Here is a 14,436-nt window from a genome sequence, read left to right as displayed (position 1 = left end):
CATGAAATTTAATCTCTCTGAATGGGCACTGAACAATAAGGGTATTGTCCTTTATTTCATGCTCTTGCTCGGCATTATTGGTGCAATTTCTTATTCAAAACTCTCACAAAGTGAAGATCCGCCATTTACCTTTAAAGTCATGGTCGTACAAACCTACTGGCCAGGGGCAACAGCCAAAGAAGTTTCTACTTTAGTTACGGACCGTATCGAAAAGGAACTGATGACCACAGGTCAGTATGACAAGATTATGGCGTATTCCCGTCCAGGCGAGTCGATGGTGACTTTTGTTGCTAAAGATTCTCTCACTTCTGCGCAGATTCCTGATGTTTGGTACAACGTTCGGAAGAAGGTCAATGACATTCGCCATGAACTCCCAAGTGGGGTGCAAGGTCCATTTTTTAATGATGAATTTGGCGATACCTTCGGTAATATTTATGTACTGACAGGCAAAGACTTTGACTATGCGCTTTTGAAAGAATATGCCGATCGTTTGCAATTACAACTACAGAGAGTCAAAGATGTAGGCAAAGTTGAGCTAATTGGGCTGCAAGATCAGAAAATCTGGATTGAAATTTCAAATACTAAAGCCGTTCAGCTCGGGATTCCTGTTTCTGCCATACAAGAAGCCCTACAAAAGCAAAATAGCATGGCAAGTGCAGGCTTTTTTGAAACTGGAACGGATCGTATTCAAATTCGAGTAAGTGGCCAACTACAAAGCGTAGATGACATTAAAAAAATGCCTTTACTGGTAGGCGATAAAACCATTCAGCTTGGTGATGTTGCTGATGTCTACCGTGGTTTTAGCCAACCTGCTCAGCCGCGTATGCGTTTTATGGGTGACAATGGTATTGGTATTGCCGTATCTATGCGTAAAGGCGGCGATATTATTGCCTTAGGTAAAAATCTGGAAACTGAATTTGCCCAACTGCAAAAAACATTACCTCTAGGTATGAAACTACAAAAAGTATCTGACCAACCGGTAGCGGTACAACGTAGTATCCATGAGTTTGTCAAAGTACTTGCTGAAGCAGTCATTATTGTCTTGTTAGTGAGCTTTTTCTCATTAGGTTTCCGGACGGGTTTAGTCGTCGCTTTTTCCATTCCTTTGGTTTTAGCAATGACTTTTGCTGGCATGAATTTATTTGATGTCGGTCTGCACAAGATTTCGCTTGGTGCCCTAATTCTAGCTTTGGGTTTGCTTGTAGATGATGCCATTATTGCGGTCGAGATGATGGCCATTAAGATGGAGCAGGGGTATAGCCGAATTAAGGCCGCCGGATTTGCATGGAAAACAACAGCATTTCCGATGTTGACGGGGACATTAATTACCGCCGCAGGCTTTTTACCTATTGCTACGGCTCAGTCCAGTACAGGTGAATACACACGCTCTATCTTTCAGGTCGTGACGATTGCTTTATTGGTGTCTTGGGTTGCCGCAGTTTTATTTGTACCTTATTTGGGTGAAAAACTACTACCTGATTTTACTAAAACAGGTCATCAAGCACCTTGGTATGTCCGTTTATGGGCAAGAATAACTAAAAAACCGCAACCGCAAACTGTGGCCATTTCACAGGACCACCATTACGATCCTTATCAATCGAGTTTCTATTTACGTTTTCGGAAAATGGTCGAGTTTTGTGTGACCTACCGTAAAACCGTGATTGCAACAACGGTGGGGATTTTTGTGCTGTCTGTACTCATGTTTAAGATGGTGCCACAGCAGTTTTTCCCGCCTTCAAACCGCGCTGAAATTTTAGTCGATTTAAAACTCGAAGAAGGCGCATCGTTAACCGCTACAGAGCAAGCGGTGAAAAAGGTTGAACAATTCCTGTCTAAACAAAAAGGCATTGATAATTATGTAGCCTATGTCGGTACAGGTTCACCACGTTTTTATTTACCTCTAGACCAGCAATTACCGCAAGCCAGCTTTGCGCAGTTTGTTGTTTTGGCTTCATCGCTTGATGATCGTGATGAAATTCGCCGTTCTTTAGAAACCCAAATTAAGCAGTTGCTCCCACAAGTCCGTACTCGCGTGTCATTACTCGAAAATGGCCCACCTGTTGGTTATCCATTGCAGTATCGTGTGTCAGGTGAAGATTTAAATCTGGTACGTAAAGAAGCACAGCAGGTTGCTAGGGTAATTAGTGAAAACCCGAATACCACCAATGTGCATTTGGATTGGGGTGAGCCAAGCAAGATTATTTCAATTCAAATTGATCAAGACCGTGCTCGACAAATGGGTGTGTCCAGCCTCGATTTAGCCAACTTCTTGAACGCCTCAATTACAGGTAGTGCGATTGAGCAATACCGTGAAAAGCGTGAGCTGATCGAAATCCGATTACGTGGTGATAAAGCTGAGCGTGTTGAAGTAGCTTCACTGGCGAGCCTTGCAGTACCAACTGCGAATGGAACAACTGTACCTTTAGCCCAGATTGCGAAAATTGAATACAAATTTGAAGATGGTCTGATTTGGCACCGTAATCGGTTACCGACAATTACTGTTCGTGCAGATATTCGTACCAATTTACAGCCAGCTACCGTTGTTGGTGAGTTAGCTGAATCAATGGACAAGTTACGCGCTGAGCTGCCAAGTGGCTACCTCATTGAAGTGGGGGGAACAGTGGAAGAGTCGGCACGCGGACAAAGTTCGGTCAATGCCGGTATGCCACTCTTTTTGGCAGTGGTCATGACATTACTCATGATTCAGCTGAAGAGTTTGTCTCGGGCAACAATTGTATTTTTGACTGCACCATTAGGCTTAATTGGCGTTGTTTTATTCTTACTTTTGTTTAATAAACCATTTGGTTTTGTTGCCATGCTAGGAACCATCGCCTTATCTGGCATGATTATGCGTAACTCACTTATTCTGATTGATCAGATTGAACAAGACAGACAGGCAGGGCATCCAACGTGGGAAGCAATTATTGATGCAACTGTACGCCGCTTCCGTCCGATCATTCTCACGGCATTAGCAGCCGTACTCGCCATGATCCCTCTTTCGCGGAGTATTTTCTTCGGTCCAATGGCTGTTGCGATTATGGGCGGACTCATTGTTGCTACCTTGCTGACATTATTTTTCTTACCTGCACTGTATGCAGCGTGGTTTAAGGTGAAAAAAACAGCATAAAATACATAAATTTTTTGTGAATAAAGGTGCGAAATATTGAAAAGTCCAATATAGTAGCACCTGTCTTTACACAAAAAATACAGGATTATTTCGCTGCATAAAAAATAGGCATAATGCAGTGAATTGAGGTGAAATACAGATGGGGCAAGACCATATCGAACAGCATCGCCGTTATATTGTAATTTCTTATGCGTTCATGTTTCTTGCATTGTTTACGGTTATTTTTGCGGCCTTTGCTTATCTGGTCGCTCGTAAAGTAGCTGTTGTGGATGATGCGGAAGTTTGGATTCATGCTCATGCGCTATGGATTATGCGCAATGGTATTCTATTCCTCCTCATGTCAGTTTTTGCTGTGGTCTGGTTTATTCCTCTCTTCTTTTTTGCATGGGATAGCAACCTTTGGGTAACGGCTTCAACAGTTGCTGGTGTAGTTTTTAGTGCTATTGCTTGGTTATTTTTATTAAATGCATGGTTAAAAGGCTTGTCTAAATATTTAAAAAATAAGGCAGTTTTTTAATATATCTGTTTTTTGAAAGTTTTCCCCTTGTAAATTCGGCTAAAGCCCCCCATTTAGTCGGCAATAGAGTATTGATAAAATTTCCGTGAGGAGCACCGCCAAACATGGCTAAACGTGATTATTATGAGGTTTTAGGCGTTTCAAAAACCGCAAGTGATGATGAGATCAAAAAAGCCTATCGTAAATTGGCGATGAAATATCATCCTGACAGAAACCCTGACAATGCCGAGGCTGAAGAAAAATTTAAAGAAGCTTCTGAAGCTTATGAGATTTTATCGGACAGCGAAAAACGCAGCATGTATGACCGTATGGGACATAATGCGTTTGAAGGCGGCTTTGGTGGCGCTGGTGGTGGCTTTGGCGGTTTCAGTGCAGAAGATATTTTTAGCCAGTTCGGTGATATCTTTGGTGGAGCGTTTGGTGGCGGCGGACGTCAGCAACGCCAACGTCGCGGTTCAGATTTACGCTATGTAATGGAACTTACCCTTGAGGAAGCTGTAAAAGGGGTTAAAAAAACAATTACCTTTACTGCTCCAGCACCATGTGATGTGTGTGATGGTAAAGGCTCTAAAAATCCAAAAGATGTAGAAACTTGTAAAACTTGTCACGGTTCAGGACAAGTGCGTATGCAGCAAGGTTTCTTCTCTGTACAACAAACTTGTGGCACATGTCGTGGCCAAGGCAAAATTATTAAAAACCCATGCCATGCATGTCATGGTTCAGGTGTAGCAGATCGTCAGCAAACATTAGAAGTGACGATTCCAGCGGGTGTGGACAATGGTGACCGCGTTCGTTTAAGTGGTAAAGGCGAGGCTATTCGTGATGGTCAAGCTGGTGACTTATACGTTGAAGTGGTTGTTCGTGAACACGAAATTTTCCAACGTGATGGTGCCGACTTATATATGGACGTACCAGTAAGCATTGCTGATGCTGCACTTGGTAAAGAAATTGAAATTCCGACTTTGGAAGGCCGAGTTAGCTTGAAGATTCCTGAGGGAACTCAAACAGGTAAATTATTCCGTTTACGTGGTAAAGGTGTGCGCCCTGTACGTAGCAGTATGGTGGGTGATTTACTTTGCCGTATCGTGGTAGAAACACCGGTTAACCTAACCTCTCGTCAACGTGAATTACTTAAAGAATTACAAGCATCTTTCGATGGTGAAGACAGTGCGTCTTCACCAAAGAAAAAATCTTTCTTTGATCGCTTATTCGATTAATGATTGATTAGATCAGAAATTAAAAAGAAGGCGGATATTGATAAAATATCCGCCTTTTTATTGCGCTGATTCATCTTATTATTTTTATTTTGCTTTAAAGAAAATGACTAGTAATTATTCTGTAGGATGAGCGACATCAATATCATCAACACTTACGTTGAGTTCACTTGATACAACTGGAGCCACTATAGCTTCGACAGTAGCTTGAGGAGCTGGTTGTATAGCTGCTTTTACTGTTTCTTCAGTTTTTTCTTCAATGATTGGATCAATATCTTCAACTTTAACCTCAGCAGTAGCATCGCTTGTTTGAGCTGTAGGTGTTGCTGCTTGAGTATTTACGTTTGTTGTAATACGTGCTTTAGATAAGCTCTCTAATGTTTCTCCGGGCTGGATTGCAGGCTCTGCAAATGCCACTGAACTTATTATCCCCATAATGGCGATTAGGCCAATAATTTTCGAATGCATGCTGAACTCCTTATAGTCATCTTTTTTTCATTCGTGGCTCAGTAGTGTGCAGATCAATTCTTTAACTTTTGTGAAAACAGATTAAATTCCGGTTCCCTTTAAAAAATATTTTTTACTTTTTATCGTGAGCAAAGAGTTTTGATATAGTAAGCCAATTACGTAAAACAGAAGATTGGGAAGGATTATGTCAGCAGCTCCACGCATTGGTATTTTGGGTGCAGGCGGCCGTATGGGTCGTACACTTATTCAGGCAGTTCAACAAGCAGGCTATCAATTGGCTGCGGCAGTAGAGCGTCCAGAAAGTAGTTTGGTCGGCACAGATGCTGGTGAACTTGCAGGAATTGGTTCAGTGGGTGTGAAGGTTTCAGGAAACTTGGCTGATGTACTTAAAGATTGCGATGTAATCATTGATTTTACTGCACCAGCTGCAACCGCCCAGCATTTAAAGCTATGTCGTGAAGCGGGCGTGGCTATGGTGATTGGCACCACAGGGATGTCTGATGAGCAAAAGGCTGAATTGGATGAAGCAGCAACGCATACACCTGTTGTATATGCTGCGAACTACTCTGTTGGCGTAAATGTATCAATCAAGTTACTTGAGCTTGCAGCAAAAGTATTTGGCGATACAGTAGATATTGAAGTGATTGAGGCTCACCACCGTCATAAAGTAGATGCACCATCTGGTACTGCATTAATGATGGGTGAAGCAATTGCGGATACTTTAGGCCGTAACTTAAAAGAAGTTGCTGTTTATGGTCGTGAAGGGCATACCGGTCCACGTGATCGTCAAACCATTGGTTTCGAAACCATCCGTGGTGGCGATATTGTAGGGGAACATACGGTCATGTTTATTGGTGAGGGTGAGCGTGTTGAAGTGACTCACAAAGCCACTAACCGTATGAACTTTGCTGCCGGTGCAGTACGAGCTGCTGCATGGGTTGTGGGCCGTGAAGCGCGTAAATATGACATGAAAGATGTTTTAGGGTTGAACGACGTACAGGTGTAAACCATCTGTACACTTCCCATATGTGGCGAGAAAAACAAGATAGAGCAGAACATGAATAAAAAACAAATTGCTTTGACCACTCTTCTTTGCTTAAGCAGCCTCTATACAGGGGCTGCCTCTACAGACAAGGCGAAACTCAGCCTAGACCGTAATCATATTAAAGTGTGGACCTATCAAAAAGCAGATAACCCAGTCTTTCAATATAAAGCGGAAACAACGTTTGATGTACCCCTTGAACGCGCTGTGGCGGTAATTTTAGATGTAGATCGTGCAGCTCAATGGGTGCCTTATATGGGCAAGGTTCAAATGCTTTCTCAGGATGAAAAGAAAGGCGAATTTACTTTATATATGGTGTTAGATTTTCCTTTTCCGCTAAAAGACCGCGATGTAGTGGTTAAAGGAAAAATGAGTAAAGCAGCCAATGGCCTAATTACTATTAAAAATACGGCAGTTAATAGTAACTATCCGATACAACCCGATGTCGTGCGCCTAACACGCTATGAAGGGGATTGGACATTCCAGAAACTTGCCAATAATAAAGTCAAAGTCACCACTAGTGGCTATGCTGATCCAGCGGGTGCAATTCCTTTAAGCTTCGTCAATATGTTTGTTCAACAGCAACCTTATCAGATGCTGCTTAAAATGAAACGGGAAGTAATGAACCCGATTTATGAGCAACCTAAGTTGCCGGAAATTTTAAAATAAATAAGCTAAAAAAAGCGCCTGATCTCAGGCGCTTTTTTATTAGTCTGAACATTGTTGTAAGGTTTGAGCGGGGCTGCTTTCTCGTTTGATTTGGAATAAAACTAATAACAAACCTAATCCCGCCAGTAAGGCACCTGCAAAAGATACTGCACTATAACCCCAACCTAAATCGAGTACTAATGCACCTGCAGCAGCGCCTACTGCATTACCTAAGTTAAACGCACCGATATTTACTGAAGAGGCAAGCCCTGGAGCTTCATGAGCGACTGACATGACACGCATTTGTAATGGCGGTACTAAAGCAAAGGTTGCTGCACCCCATATCACCAACGCAATGGCTGCTCCAATCTGGCTTTGAGCAAGGATTGGGAAAGTTACCATCATCACAATCAACAGTACCAAGAAACCAATCAGAGTTTTATTGATAGATAAGTCTGCAAAACGGCCACCTAAATGGTTACCAATCGAGAAGCCGACACCAATCAACACCAACATGAACGTAATGAAGGTTGGTGAAGCATGCGTAAACTCAGTCAAACTTGGCGCAATATAGGTGTAGAGCGTAAACATTGCACCTGCACCGAGTACGGTAGTGAGTAATGCAAGAACCACAGGGGTACGCGTTAATACTTTTAACTCGGCCTTCACGTTTGGTTTTTGGGCAACCATACCTTGCGGTAATGCTTTCCACAAAGCGAGCATAGTAATGATGCCGAGCACGGAAATCGCAAGGAAAGACATACGCCAGCCAATGTTTTGCCCAACCCATGTTGCTAAAGGCACACCACCAATATTGGCAATGGTTAAGCCCATAAACATGGTTGCCACTGCACTAGCCTGTTTATGCGCTGGTACAATACTCGCTGCCACAACAGAACCAATCCCGAAAAAGGCACCGTGGTTCAGGCTTGTAATGAGACGTGCACCTAATAAGCTCATATAATTTGGTGAAAACGCTGCAATCAGGTTACCCACTGTAAAGATCGCCATCAAAAAAATCAGTGCATTACGTCGTGCAAAACCTCCAAACCACAGGGTCATAAACGGTGCACCTAGCATTACGCCAAGTGCATAGCCTGTAATTAACATACCGGCTGTTGGAATTGAAATCCCTAAATCATTAGCGATGTTCGGAAGTAACCCCATTGGAGAAAATTCCGTGGTGCCAATGGCAAAGGCACCTATTGCCAATGCCAATAACGAGAACGCCGTATTTGATTGAGTGTTCATGAGTTTAGTCCCAAACTGGTGCCCATGGCTCTGGGCTAACTTCACGACTGTTACGGTCGAGTTCGGCAATCATTTGCATTTCAGCCGCAGTTAACTCGATATCCTGTGCTTTTAAATTACTAATCAGGTTTTCACGTTTAGTCGAAGATGGAATGACTGCAAAACCACGCTGCAATGCCCATGCCAATGCAATTTGCGCTGTCGTTGCTTTATTTGCTGCCGCAATTTCAGCTAAAACAGGATCTTGAAGCACTTTGCCGTATGCAAGCGTCATGTATGAAGTGACATCAATATTCTTCTCTTGTAAGAAATTCACAAGTTTATGGTTTTGAAGATAAGGACTCAGCTCAATCTGGTTCGTTGCAATATGCTCTACACCAATTGTGTCAATTGCTTGTTGGGTAAGTGCAATATTGAAGTTTGAAATACCAATTTGTTTGGTTAAGCCTTGTTGTTTTGCTTCAAGTAAAAGCTGCATGATTTCAGGAATTGAAACGCCTAAATCCGGTGCTGGCCAGTGAATCAAAGTTAAATCGACATGGTCAGTACGAAGCTTTTGTAAGCTCTCTTTTAAGCTTGGAATAAACTTATCTTGAGCAAAATTATCTACCCAGATTTTTGTAGTTAAAAACAAGTCCTGACGTGATACGCCACTTTCAGCAATCGCTTGACCAATTGCCGCTTCATTTTCATAGATTTGAGCAGTATCAATTGCACGATAACCGACATCTAGCGCATTTTTAACAGAATCAATCACAGCTTGTTCTTTAAGGCGGAAAGTTCCTAGACCAAAACGTGGGATATTCATGTATTCACCTGAAATTAAATAATTGTTTAACTTGAGGTGCATTTTGCTTTTTTTATTGTTGCGAAAAAATAGATGAATAAGCAAAATATCTTTGATGTTTAGTCAATAATAGAATAAACCATGAAATCAACAATTGAAGAACTTGTTGCCTTTATCACAATTGTTGATACAGGTTCATTTGTGGCAGCAGCAGAACATTTAAAGCAAACACCTTCGGGGGTGAGCCGATCTTTAACCCGTTTGGAAGCAAAGTTAGATGTGACTTTGCTAGAGCGAACAACACGTAAATTGAAACTGACTCAAGAAGGGCAACAATTTCTTATAAAGGCCCGTAAAATTTTAAATGAGCTGAATGCGGCCGAAGAAGAACTACAAAAGTCTGATCAAGGTACTGCCGGTCTTATTCGGGTTGATTCTGCCACACCGTTTGTTTTGCACGTGATTGCACCATTAATGCATAAATTCCGTGAGTGTTACCCCGATATTGAAATCGAATTAAATAGCAATGATCAGGTGATTGACTTACTTCAGCATAAAACCGATGTCGCATTTCGATTTGGGGAACTTAATGACTCTAGTCTGCACGCCAAATTGGTATGTAAGAGCCGTTTATATATTGTGGCAAGTCCTGACTATCTAGCTCTTAAGGGAACGCCAACACAACCTGAAGAACTTGAAAAGCATGATTTGATTGGCTTTACTAGACCTACTTATATCAATAGTTGGCCAATTAAAGTTGGCGATGAATATTTTTTTGCCCAATCAAAAATTAAAGCATCGAGTGGGGAGACCGTACGCCAACTGACGATTAGAGGACACGGCATTGCGCGACTATCTGAATTTGAAATTTGGAAAGATATGGAAGAAGGGCGATTGATTGCATTATTTGAAGACAAAATTGAGCATCAATATCAAAGCATCCATGCTGTGTATTATCAACAAGAGCATCTACCAAAACGAATCCGTTTATTCATTGAATTTTTGGCAGAACAGTTAAAAGATGGTTTTAAAAACGCTCTCTAAAGGTCGTATAACTATCGGTTGGAATATGAACTTCTAAAATAGGTGTCGTTTGTCCTTCTGCCGAATGTTGAGACAGAAAATAGCTTTTTTGCTGTTCTCGGCAGCTAAAATATAGTTTGGAATAGACTGAATTCACCATTACAACTTCATTTGAGCTATTTCGTTTATATTGATAATGAGAAATCGCACTGGTCTCGTCATCAGTGCGGTGCTCCATTTTGTAGTCTTGCTGGTTGGTCATTTTTAAATAACCTTCAATCAAACTTTGGCAAACCGTGTGTCTGTGCTGTTCATTTTTTGGTTGTGGTTGGCAACCTGCTAAAACAATAGTAAATAACAATATAACTTTTAATTTCATTGGCTTGCTACTCTCCGAGTTGATTTCCATAGCCTAAAGGTGTTCTATAAACCAGTACAGATACAGAAATTTTTAAAAAAGCAGCACAGAATGACTTTTCAATATCAGGTTCTTGCCAATCAATTAGCACATCGTATTTATCAAGATGAACTTAAACCTCATCAAAAGCTCATTTCCTTACGAGATTTTGCCCGTCAACAAGGTATTAGTTTAAGTACAGCAAAAAGTTGCTATGAATTGCTTGAGGCGAGGGGACTCATTTATGTAAAGCCGAAGTCAGGTTATTTTGTGGTTGCTCGTACCCCATCTAGCCCTATTCCGGATAGTCCTGATTTCTTATCTTTGCCTCGACATGTCTCAAATCTGGAGTTGCATAACCAAATTCAGGAAGCTGCCTTACAAAGTCATCTTGTACCTTTGGGATCGATTCAGTTAACGCCGCACTTTATTCCTGTAGAGGGTTTACGTCGTTCTATTCAACGTGCTTTAAAAAATTGTCAGCCTCAAGATTTTCTTTATTGTAATAAACAAGGCCATGAACAATTAAGAAAAGCACTATCCGATCATTGGCGTGAAGATGGTATTTATATCGCTCCAGAAGATATTTTTATTACCAATGGCTGTATGCCGGCTTTGTCTTTAGTGATCCAGAAGCTTACTGAAGTGGGCGATAGTATTCTTATTCCTACACCCACCTACAATGGTCATTTACAGTTATTAGCAAGTTTAAAACGACAAATTGTTGAGATTCCGGCAGATCATCGTGGCATTGATCTTGAGCGCTTAGAATCTTTAATGCAGCAAGGTTTGGCGAAGGTTTGCTTAATGACAGCCAACTACCAAAATCCTTTGGGATATTGCTTTAGCAACACAGAGAAGCAGAAGATTGCTGAATTAGCTGCAAAGTATCAGTGTTTTATTATTGAAGATGATATTTTTGGTGAATGTGGCTACAGTAGTGAGCGACCATTACCCATTCGATATTGGGACCGTGAAGGTTATGTGATTTGGTGTGGTTCAGTGTCTAAGTCTTTGTCGAGTGCGTATCGAGTAGGATGGTTTTGTTTAACGACAAAGTTAGAACATTTAAAGCTTGAACTGCTGGTAAGTAATATTGGCGTGAATACGCCCTTACAGTTAGGTCTAGCTGATTTTATTTATAGTCGGGGTTATCGAGAACATTTAGAGCAGTTAAGACCCAACTTGATGCGGCAAGTTGAAGAATACCGTAGCTGTATTTTAAGAGCCTTTGAAGGTATACCAATTGCATTAAGCCAGCCAGAAGGCGGATATGCATTATGGATACAGTTACCTAAGAGTGTAGATAGTTTAGCGCTCTATTACACTGCCCAAGCTCAAGGAATTACAGTAGTACCGGGCCATGTTTTTGGTGAGGATGAACGTTATCGGCATTTTATTCGTTTAAACGCAGGCCATGAGTTAACAGCAGATGTCCGCCAAGCAATTATGAGCTTGGCAGACTGGTCGCGACAACAGATGCAAACAGTGAGTTAGTTTTATTCTGCAAAGTCTGCTTTAAGCACAATGCGGTAGCGTGCTTGACCTGAGTGTAGACGTTCAATTGCTTCATTGAGCTGTGACATTGGAAATAGCTCAATTTGAGGCGCAATTTTTTTGCGTGCGGCAAACTTCAAAAGTTGGCGTAGAGCAGCAGGTGAACCTGTAGGTGAACCAGTTACTGATTTGGCACCATCAATGAGAGAACCTACAGAAACAGGAACAGGTTCTAGTGTAAGTCCTAAGAAGTGCAAAGAACCGTTTGGTGCTAGCGTAGAAATGAAAGCACGCCAATTTAAAGTCACATTTACGGTACTCAGCAATAAATCAAATTTACCCTTTTGAGCTTTTACCGCTTCTGTATCGCGGCTATTCACCACATGGTCGGCTCCCATTGCTTTGAGTTCTTCGGTTTTATCTGGGTTAGAACTAAAAGCCGTAATTTCACAGCCCCACGCTTTAAGGAGCTTAATGGCGATATGACCCAAACCACCAATACCAATCACACCCACGTGATGTGTTGCCTGAATTTTGTGTTTGAGTAATGGGTCAAAAACGGTAATTCCGCCGCAAAGTAAAGGGCCTGCACTTTCGGGGTCTAAATCTTCGGGAAGGGGAATGGCCCATTGCCAACCAGCACGAACCTTATCGGCAAAGCCACCCGCATGTCCCACGATTGTTGCGACATTTTCGCCCGTACAAAGAACTTGCTGACCACCAATACACTCATCACAGGCTTGGCAACTCTCAGCGGTCCAGCCAATACCGACACGTTGCCCAATTTGTAGTCCTTTGGCTTCTGAGCCTAAAGCAACAATTCGTCCAATAATTTCATGGCCTGCAACTACAGGGTACACGGTTGAGCGCCATTCATTATTTAAAACAGAAATATCAGAATGACACAAACCACAGTATTCAACTTTTACCTCAACCTGATGCGGTTGTAATTCACCTGCATCAAATTGGTATGGGACCAGTTTTTCACCTGCCTGCATTGCAGCATAAGCCTGAATCGTATTATTGCTCATCGGAAACTCCTTAAGCGGATTTGAACCGTTCTGGTGGGTTAGGAAGCTTTAAATTGACAATCGTTTTCATGGTCATTGACCATACCCACTGCCTGCATAAACGCATAGCAGGTGGTTGGACCAACAAATTTGAAACCATTTTTTTTGAGCGTTTTGGAAAGTTTTAGGCTGAGCTCAGTTTGAGCAGGAGCCTTACGATAATCTGCAACATCATTGTTTTGTGGCGCTGCATCTACAAACTGCCAAAGCCATTTAGAAACATCACCAACTTGGGCTTTAAGGGCTTGCCAAGCAATCGCATTATCACGAATAGCTTTGAGTTTGCCTAAGTGACGAATTAAGCTTGCATCGGATAGTTTTGTTTCTAAAAAGTCATCCGTAAATGCGGCAATGTCAGCAATAGGATGATTAAAAAAGTGCTGGCGGTAGCTTTCTCTTTTTTTTAGTACGGTAATCCAAGATAGACCTGCTTGTTGTCCTTCAAGACAGAGCATTTCAAATAATCGGGCTTCGTCGTGTTCTGGTTTTCCCCATTCTTCATCATGGTAAGCAATATAGAGTGGATCATCGGAACACCATCTGCAGCGTTGAGTTTTCATGATGATGCTCCTTATATTTATCTTGGTATTTTAGAGTTTGAATGGTACCCATTCATTTGGGCGAGTATCCCAATAATACAGTTCAGCTTGAGTTAAGTCTTCAAACTTTAGCCAAAAGTCTTTGCCAACTTTATCTGAAAAACCGGTACTGATCAGTAGGGCATCATCACTGATTTCCATGATCCAGCCTTGATAGCTATTGCCATTTAAAATGATCTTTTGCTGGTTGCCAGACTCGGCAAACTCTACTAAGCGATTGATCAGCGCTTCCGACATAAAATGTTCCTAGCGTAAATATGAATAAGGATTAACAGCACCACGACCTTTACCATCTAAGTAAAGACCATAATGAAGATGAGGTGAAGTATAACGTGCATTGCCCGTGTTGCCGACATAACCAATGAGGTCGCCCTTTTTGACATAGTCACCTACATTTAAGCCACGTTTATGTCCATCAAGATGAGCATAATAATGCCATGTTCCTGCCGGGCCTAAAATCCAGATGACTTTGCCACCGAGGTTATTATTACGAAGATCGGCAATGAGCCCTTCAGTTGCACTGTACACTTTGGTTCCACGTGGAGCCAAAATATCAATTCCTTCGTGGCTACGGCCCTGACTACGAGCAGCTCCCCATGTGTCTTTTAGCTCATCTCGATCGACACCTTTTACGGGAACAGGAAGCCGATTTGGAAGCTGCATACTCTTGAGTTTGCTAACTTGGGCTGGTGAAAGCGGGGCAGGTTTTTTAGGTGCACTGGCACAGGCTGCCAATAGAATAATGAGAAAACCTAGTGAGAGATGGGAAACTAAATGTCGCACAAAATACTCCCTG

At 42.0% G+C, this 14,436-nt stretch carries 15 protein-coding genes; 7 read left to right on the top strand and 8 right to left on the bottom strand.

What is annotated here, in order from left to right:
• The first annotated feature begins 1 nt into the window (after position 1).
• The 3 genes from EGT34_RS11150 to dnaJ all read left to right on the top strand — a co-directional run bounded on the left by EGT34_RS11150 (position 2) and on the right by dnaJ (position 4,861).
• Positions 2-3,127 carry an efflux RND transporter permease subunit gene (locus EGT34_RS11150; RefSeq protein WP_000671288.1) on the top strand — a complete coding sequence of 1,042 codons (3,126 nt, stop codon included), beginning with the start codon at positions 2-4 and terminating at the stop codon, positions 3,125-3,127.
• Positions 3,128-3,266: 139 nt separating this feature from the next.
• Positions 3,267-3,644 carry a hypothetical protein gene (locus tag EGT34_RS11145; protein ID WP_000529425.1) on the top strand — a complete coding sequence of 126 codons (378 nt, stop codon included), beginning with the start codon at positions 3,267-3,269 and terminating at the stop codon, positions 3,642-3,644.
• A gap of 104 nt (positions 3,645-3,748) precedes the next feature.
• Positions 3,749-4,861, top strand: a complete 1,113-nt coding sequence (gene dnaJ / locus EGT34_RS11140) for a molecular chaperone DnaJ (protein WP_001119029.1) — start codon at positions 3,749-3,751, stop codon at positions 4,859-4,861.
• 114 nt (positions 4,862-4,975) lie between these two features.
• On the opposite strand, the gene EGT34_RS11135 is transcribed toward dnaJ, so the two are convergent.
• Positions 4,976-5,326, bottom strand: coding sequence for a hypothetical protein (locus EGT34_RS11135; protein WP_000555690.1), 351 nt, complete (start codon positions 5,324-5,326; stop codon positions 4,976-4,978).
• A 184-nt stretch (positions 5,327-5,510) separates the two neighbouring features.
• Between EGT34_RS11135 and dapB the strand changes: the two genes are divergently transcribed.
• Together dapB and EGT34_RS11125 are read left to right on the top strand one after the other, a co-directional pair.
• Positions 5,511-6,332, top strand: coding sequence for a 4-hydroxy-tetrahydrodipicolinate reductase (gene dapB / locus EGT34_RS11130; protein WP_001271385.1), 822 nt, complete (start codon positions 5,511-5,513; stop codon positions 6,330-6,332).
• Positions 6,333-6,383: 51 nt separating this feature from the next.
• Complete coding sequence (locus EGT34_RS11125) at positions 6,384-7,037, top strand: START domain-containing protein (protein ID WP_001036017.1); 654 nt, start codon at positions 6,384-6,386, stop codon at positions 7,035-7,037.
• A gap of 39 nt (positions 7,038-7,076) precedes the next feature.
• Here EGT34_RS11125 and EGT34_RS11120 read toward each other — a convergent pair whose 3' ends face one another.
• On the bottom strand, positions 7,077-8,267 hold the full coding sequence (locus EGT34_RS11120; RefSeq protein ID WP_001097146.1) for an MFS transporter: 1,191 nt from the start codon (positions 8,265-8,267) through the stop codon (positions 7,077-7,079).
• 4 nt (positions 8,268-8,271) lie between these two features.
• Positions 8,272-9,075, bottom strand: a complete 804-nt coding sequence (gene dkgB, locus EGT34_RS11115; protein WP_001025224.1) for a 2,5-didehydrogluconate reductase DkgB — start codon at positions 9,073-9,075, stop codon at positions 8,272-8,274.
• 120 nt (positions 9,076-9,195) lie between these two features.
• Here dkgB and EGT34_RS11110 point away from each other — a divergent pair, with 120 nt between their 5' ends.
• On the top strand, positions 9,196-10,098 hold the full coding sequence (locus EGT34_RS11110) for a LysR family transcriptional regulator (protein WP_000843075.1): 903 nt from the start codon (positions 9,196-9,198) through the stop codon (positions 10,096-10,098).
• Here EGT34_RS11110 and EGT34_RS11105 read toward each other — a convergent pair.
• Positions 10,082-10,456 carry a hypothetical protein gene (locus EGT34_RS11105; RefSeq protein WP_000770092.1) on the bottom strand — a complete coding sequence of 125 codons (375 nt, stop codon included), beginning with the start codon at positions 10,454-10,456 and terminating at the stop codon, positions 10,082-10,084. The genes EGT34_RS11110 and EGT34_RS11105 overlap by 17 nt on opposite strands.
• Before the next feature lie 90 nt (positions 10,457-10,546).
• Between EGT34_RS11105 and EGT34_RS11095 the strand changes: the two genes are divergently transcribed.
• A complete protein-coding gene (locus EGT34_RS11095) occupies positions 10,547-11,971 on the top strand; it encodes a PLP-dependent aminotransferase family protein (RefSeq protein WP_000143941.1) in 1,425 nt (474 codons plus the stop codon).
• A gap of 2 nt (positions 11,972-11,973) precedes the next feature.
• On the opposite strand, the gene ahr is transcribed toward EGT34_RS11095, so the two are convergent.
• Genes ahr through EGT34_RS11075 form a run of 4 tightly spaced genes read right to left on the bottom strand, consistent with a single transcriptional unit; the run spans position 11,974 to position 14,423 of the window.
• Positions 11,974-13,002, bottom strand: a complete 1,029-nt coding sequence (gene ahr, locus EGT34_RS11090; RefSeq protein WP_000069845.1) for an NADPH-dependent aldehyde reductase Ahr — start codon at positions 13,000-13,002, stop codon at positions 11,974-11,976.
• 38 nt (positions 13,003-13,040) lie between these two features.
• Positions 13,041-13,601 (bottom strand): DNA-3-methyladenine glycosylase I, encoded by a 561-nt coding sequence (locus tag EGT34_RS11085; RefSeq protein ID WP_000857031.1) that lies wholly within the window; start codon positions 13,599-13,601, stop codon positions 13,041-13,043.
• Between the two features lie 30 nt (positions 13,602-13,631).
• A complete protein-coding gene (locus tag EGT34_RS11080; RefSeq protein WP_001287365.1) occupies positions 13,632-13,877 on the bottom strand; it encodes a hypothetical protein in 246 nt (81 codons plus the stop codon).
• A gap of 9 nt (positions 13,878-13,886) precedes the next feature.
• Positions 13,887-14,423, bottom strand: coding sequence for a M23 family metallopeptidase (locus EGT34_RS11075; RefSeq protein WP_001216279.1), 537 nt, complete (start codon positions 14,421-14,423; stop codon positions 13,887-13,889).
• Positions 14,424-14,436 lie beyond the last annotated feature (13 nt).

This window comes from Acinetobacter sp. FDAARGOS_558 (assembly GCF_003937785.1).
Taxonomy (GTDB): domain Bacteria; phylum Pseudomonadota; class Gammaproteobacteria; order Pseudomonadales; family Moraxellaceae; genus Acinetobacter; species Acinetobacter baumannii.
The sequence above is the reverse complement of the archived record's forward strand: the minus strand, read 5'-3'. Positions and strand labels throughout refer to the sequence as shown.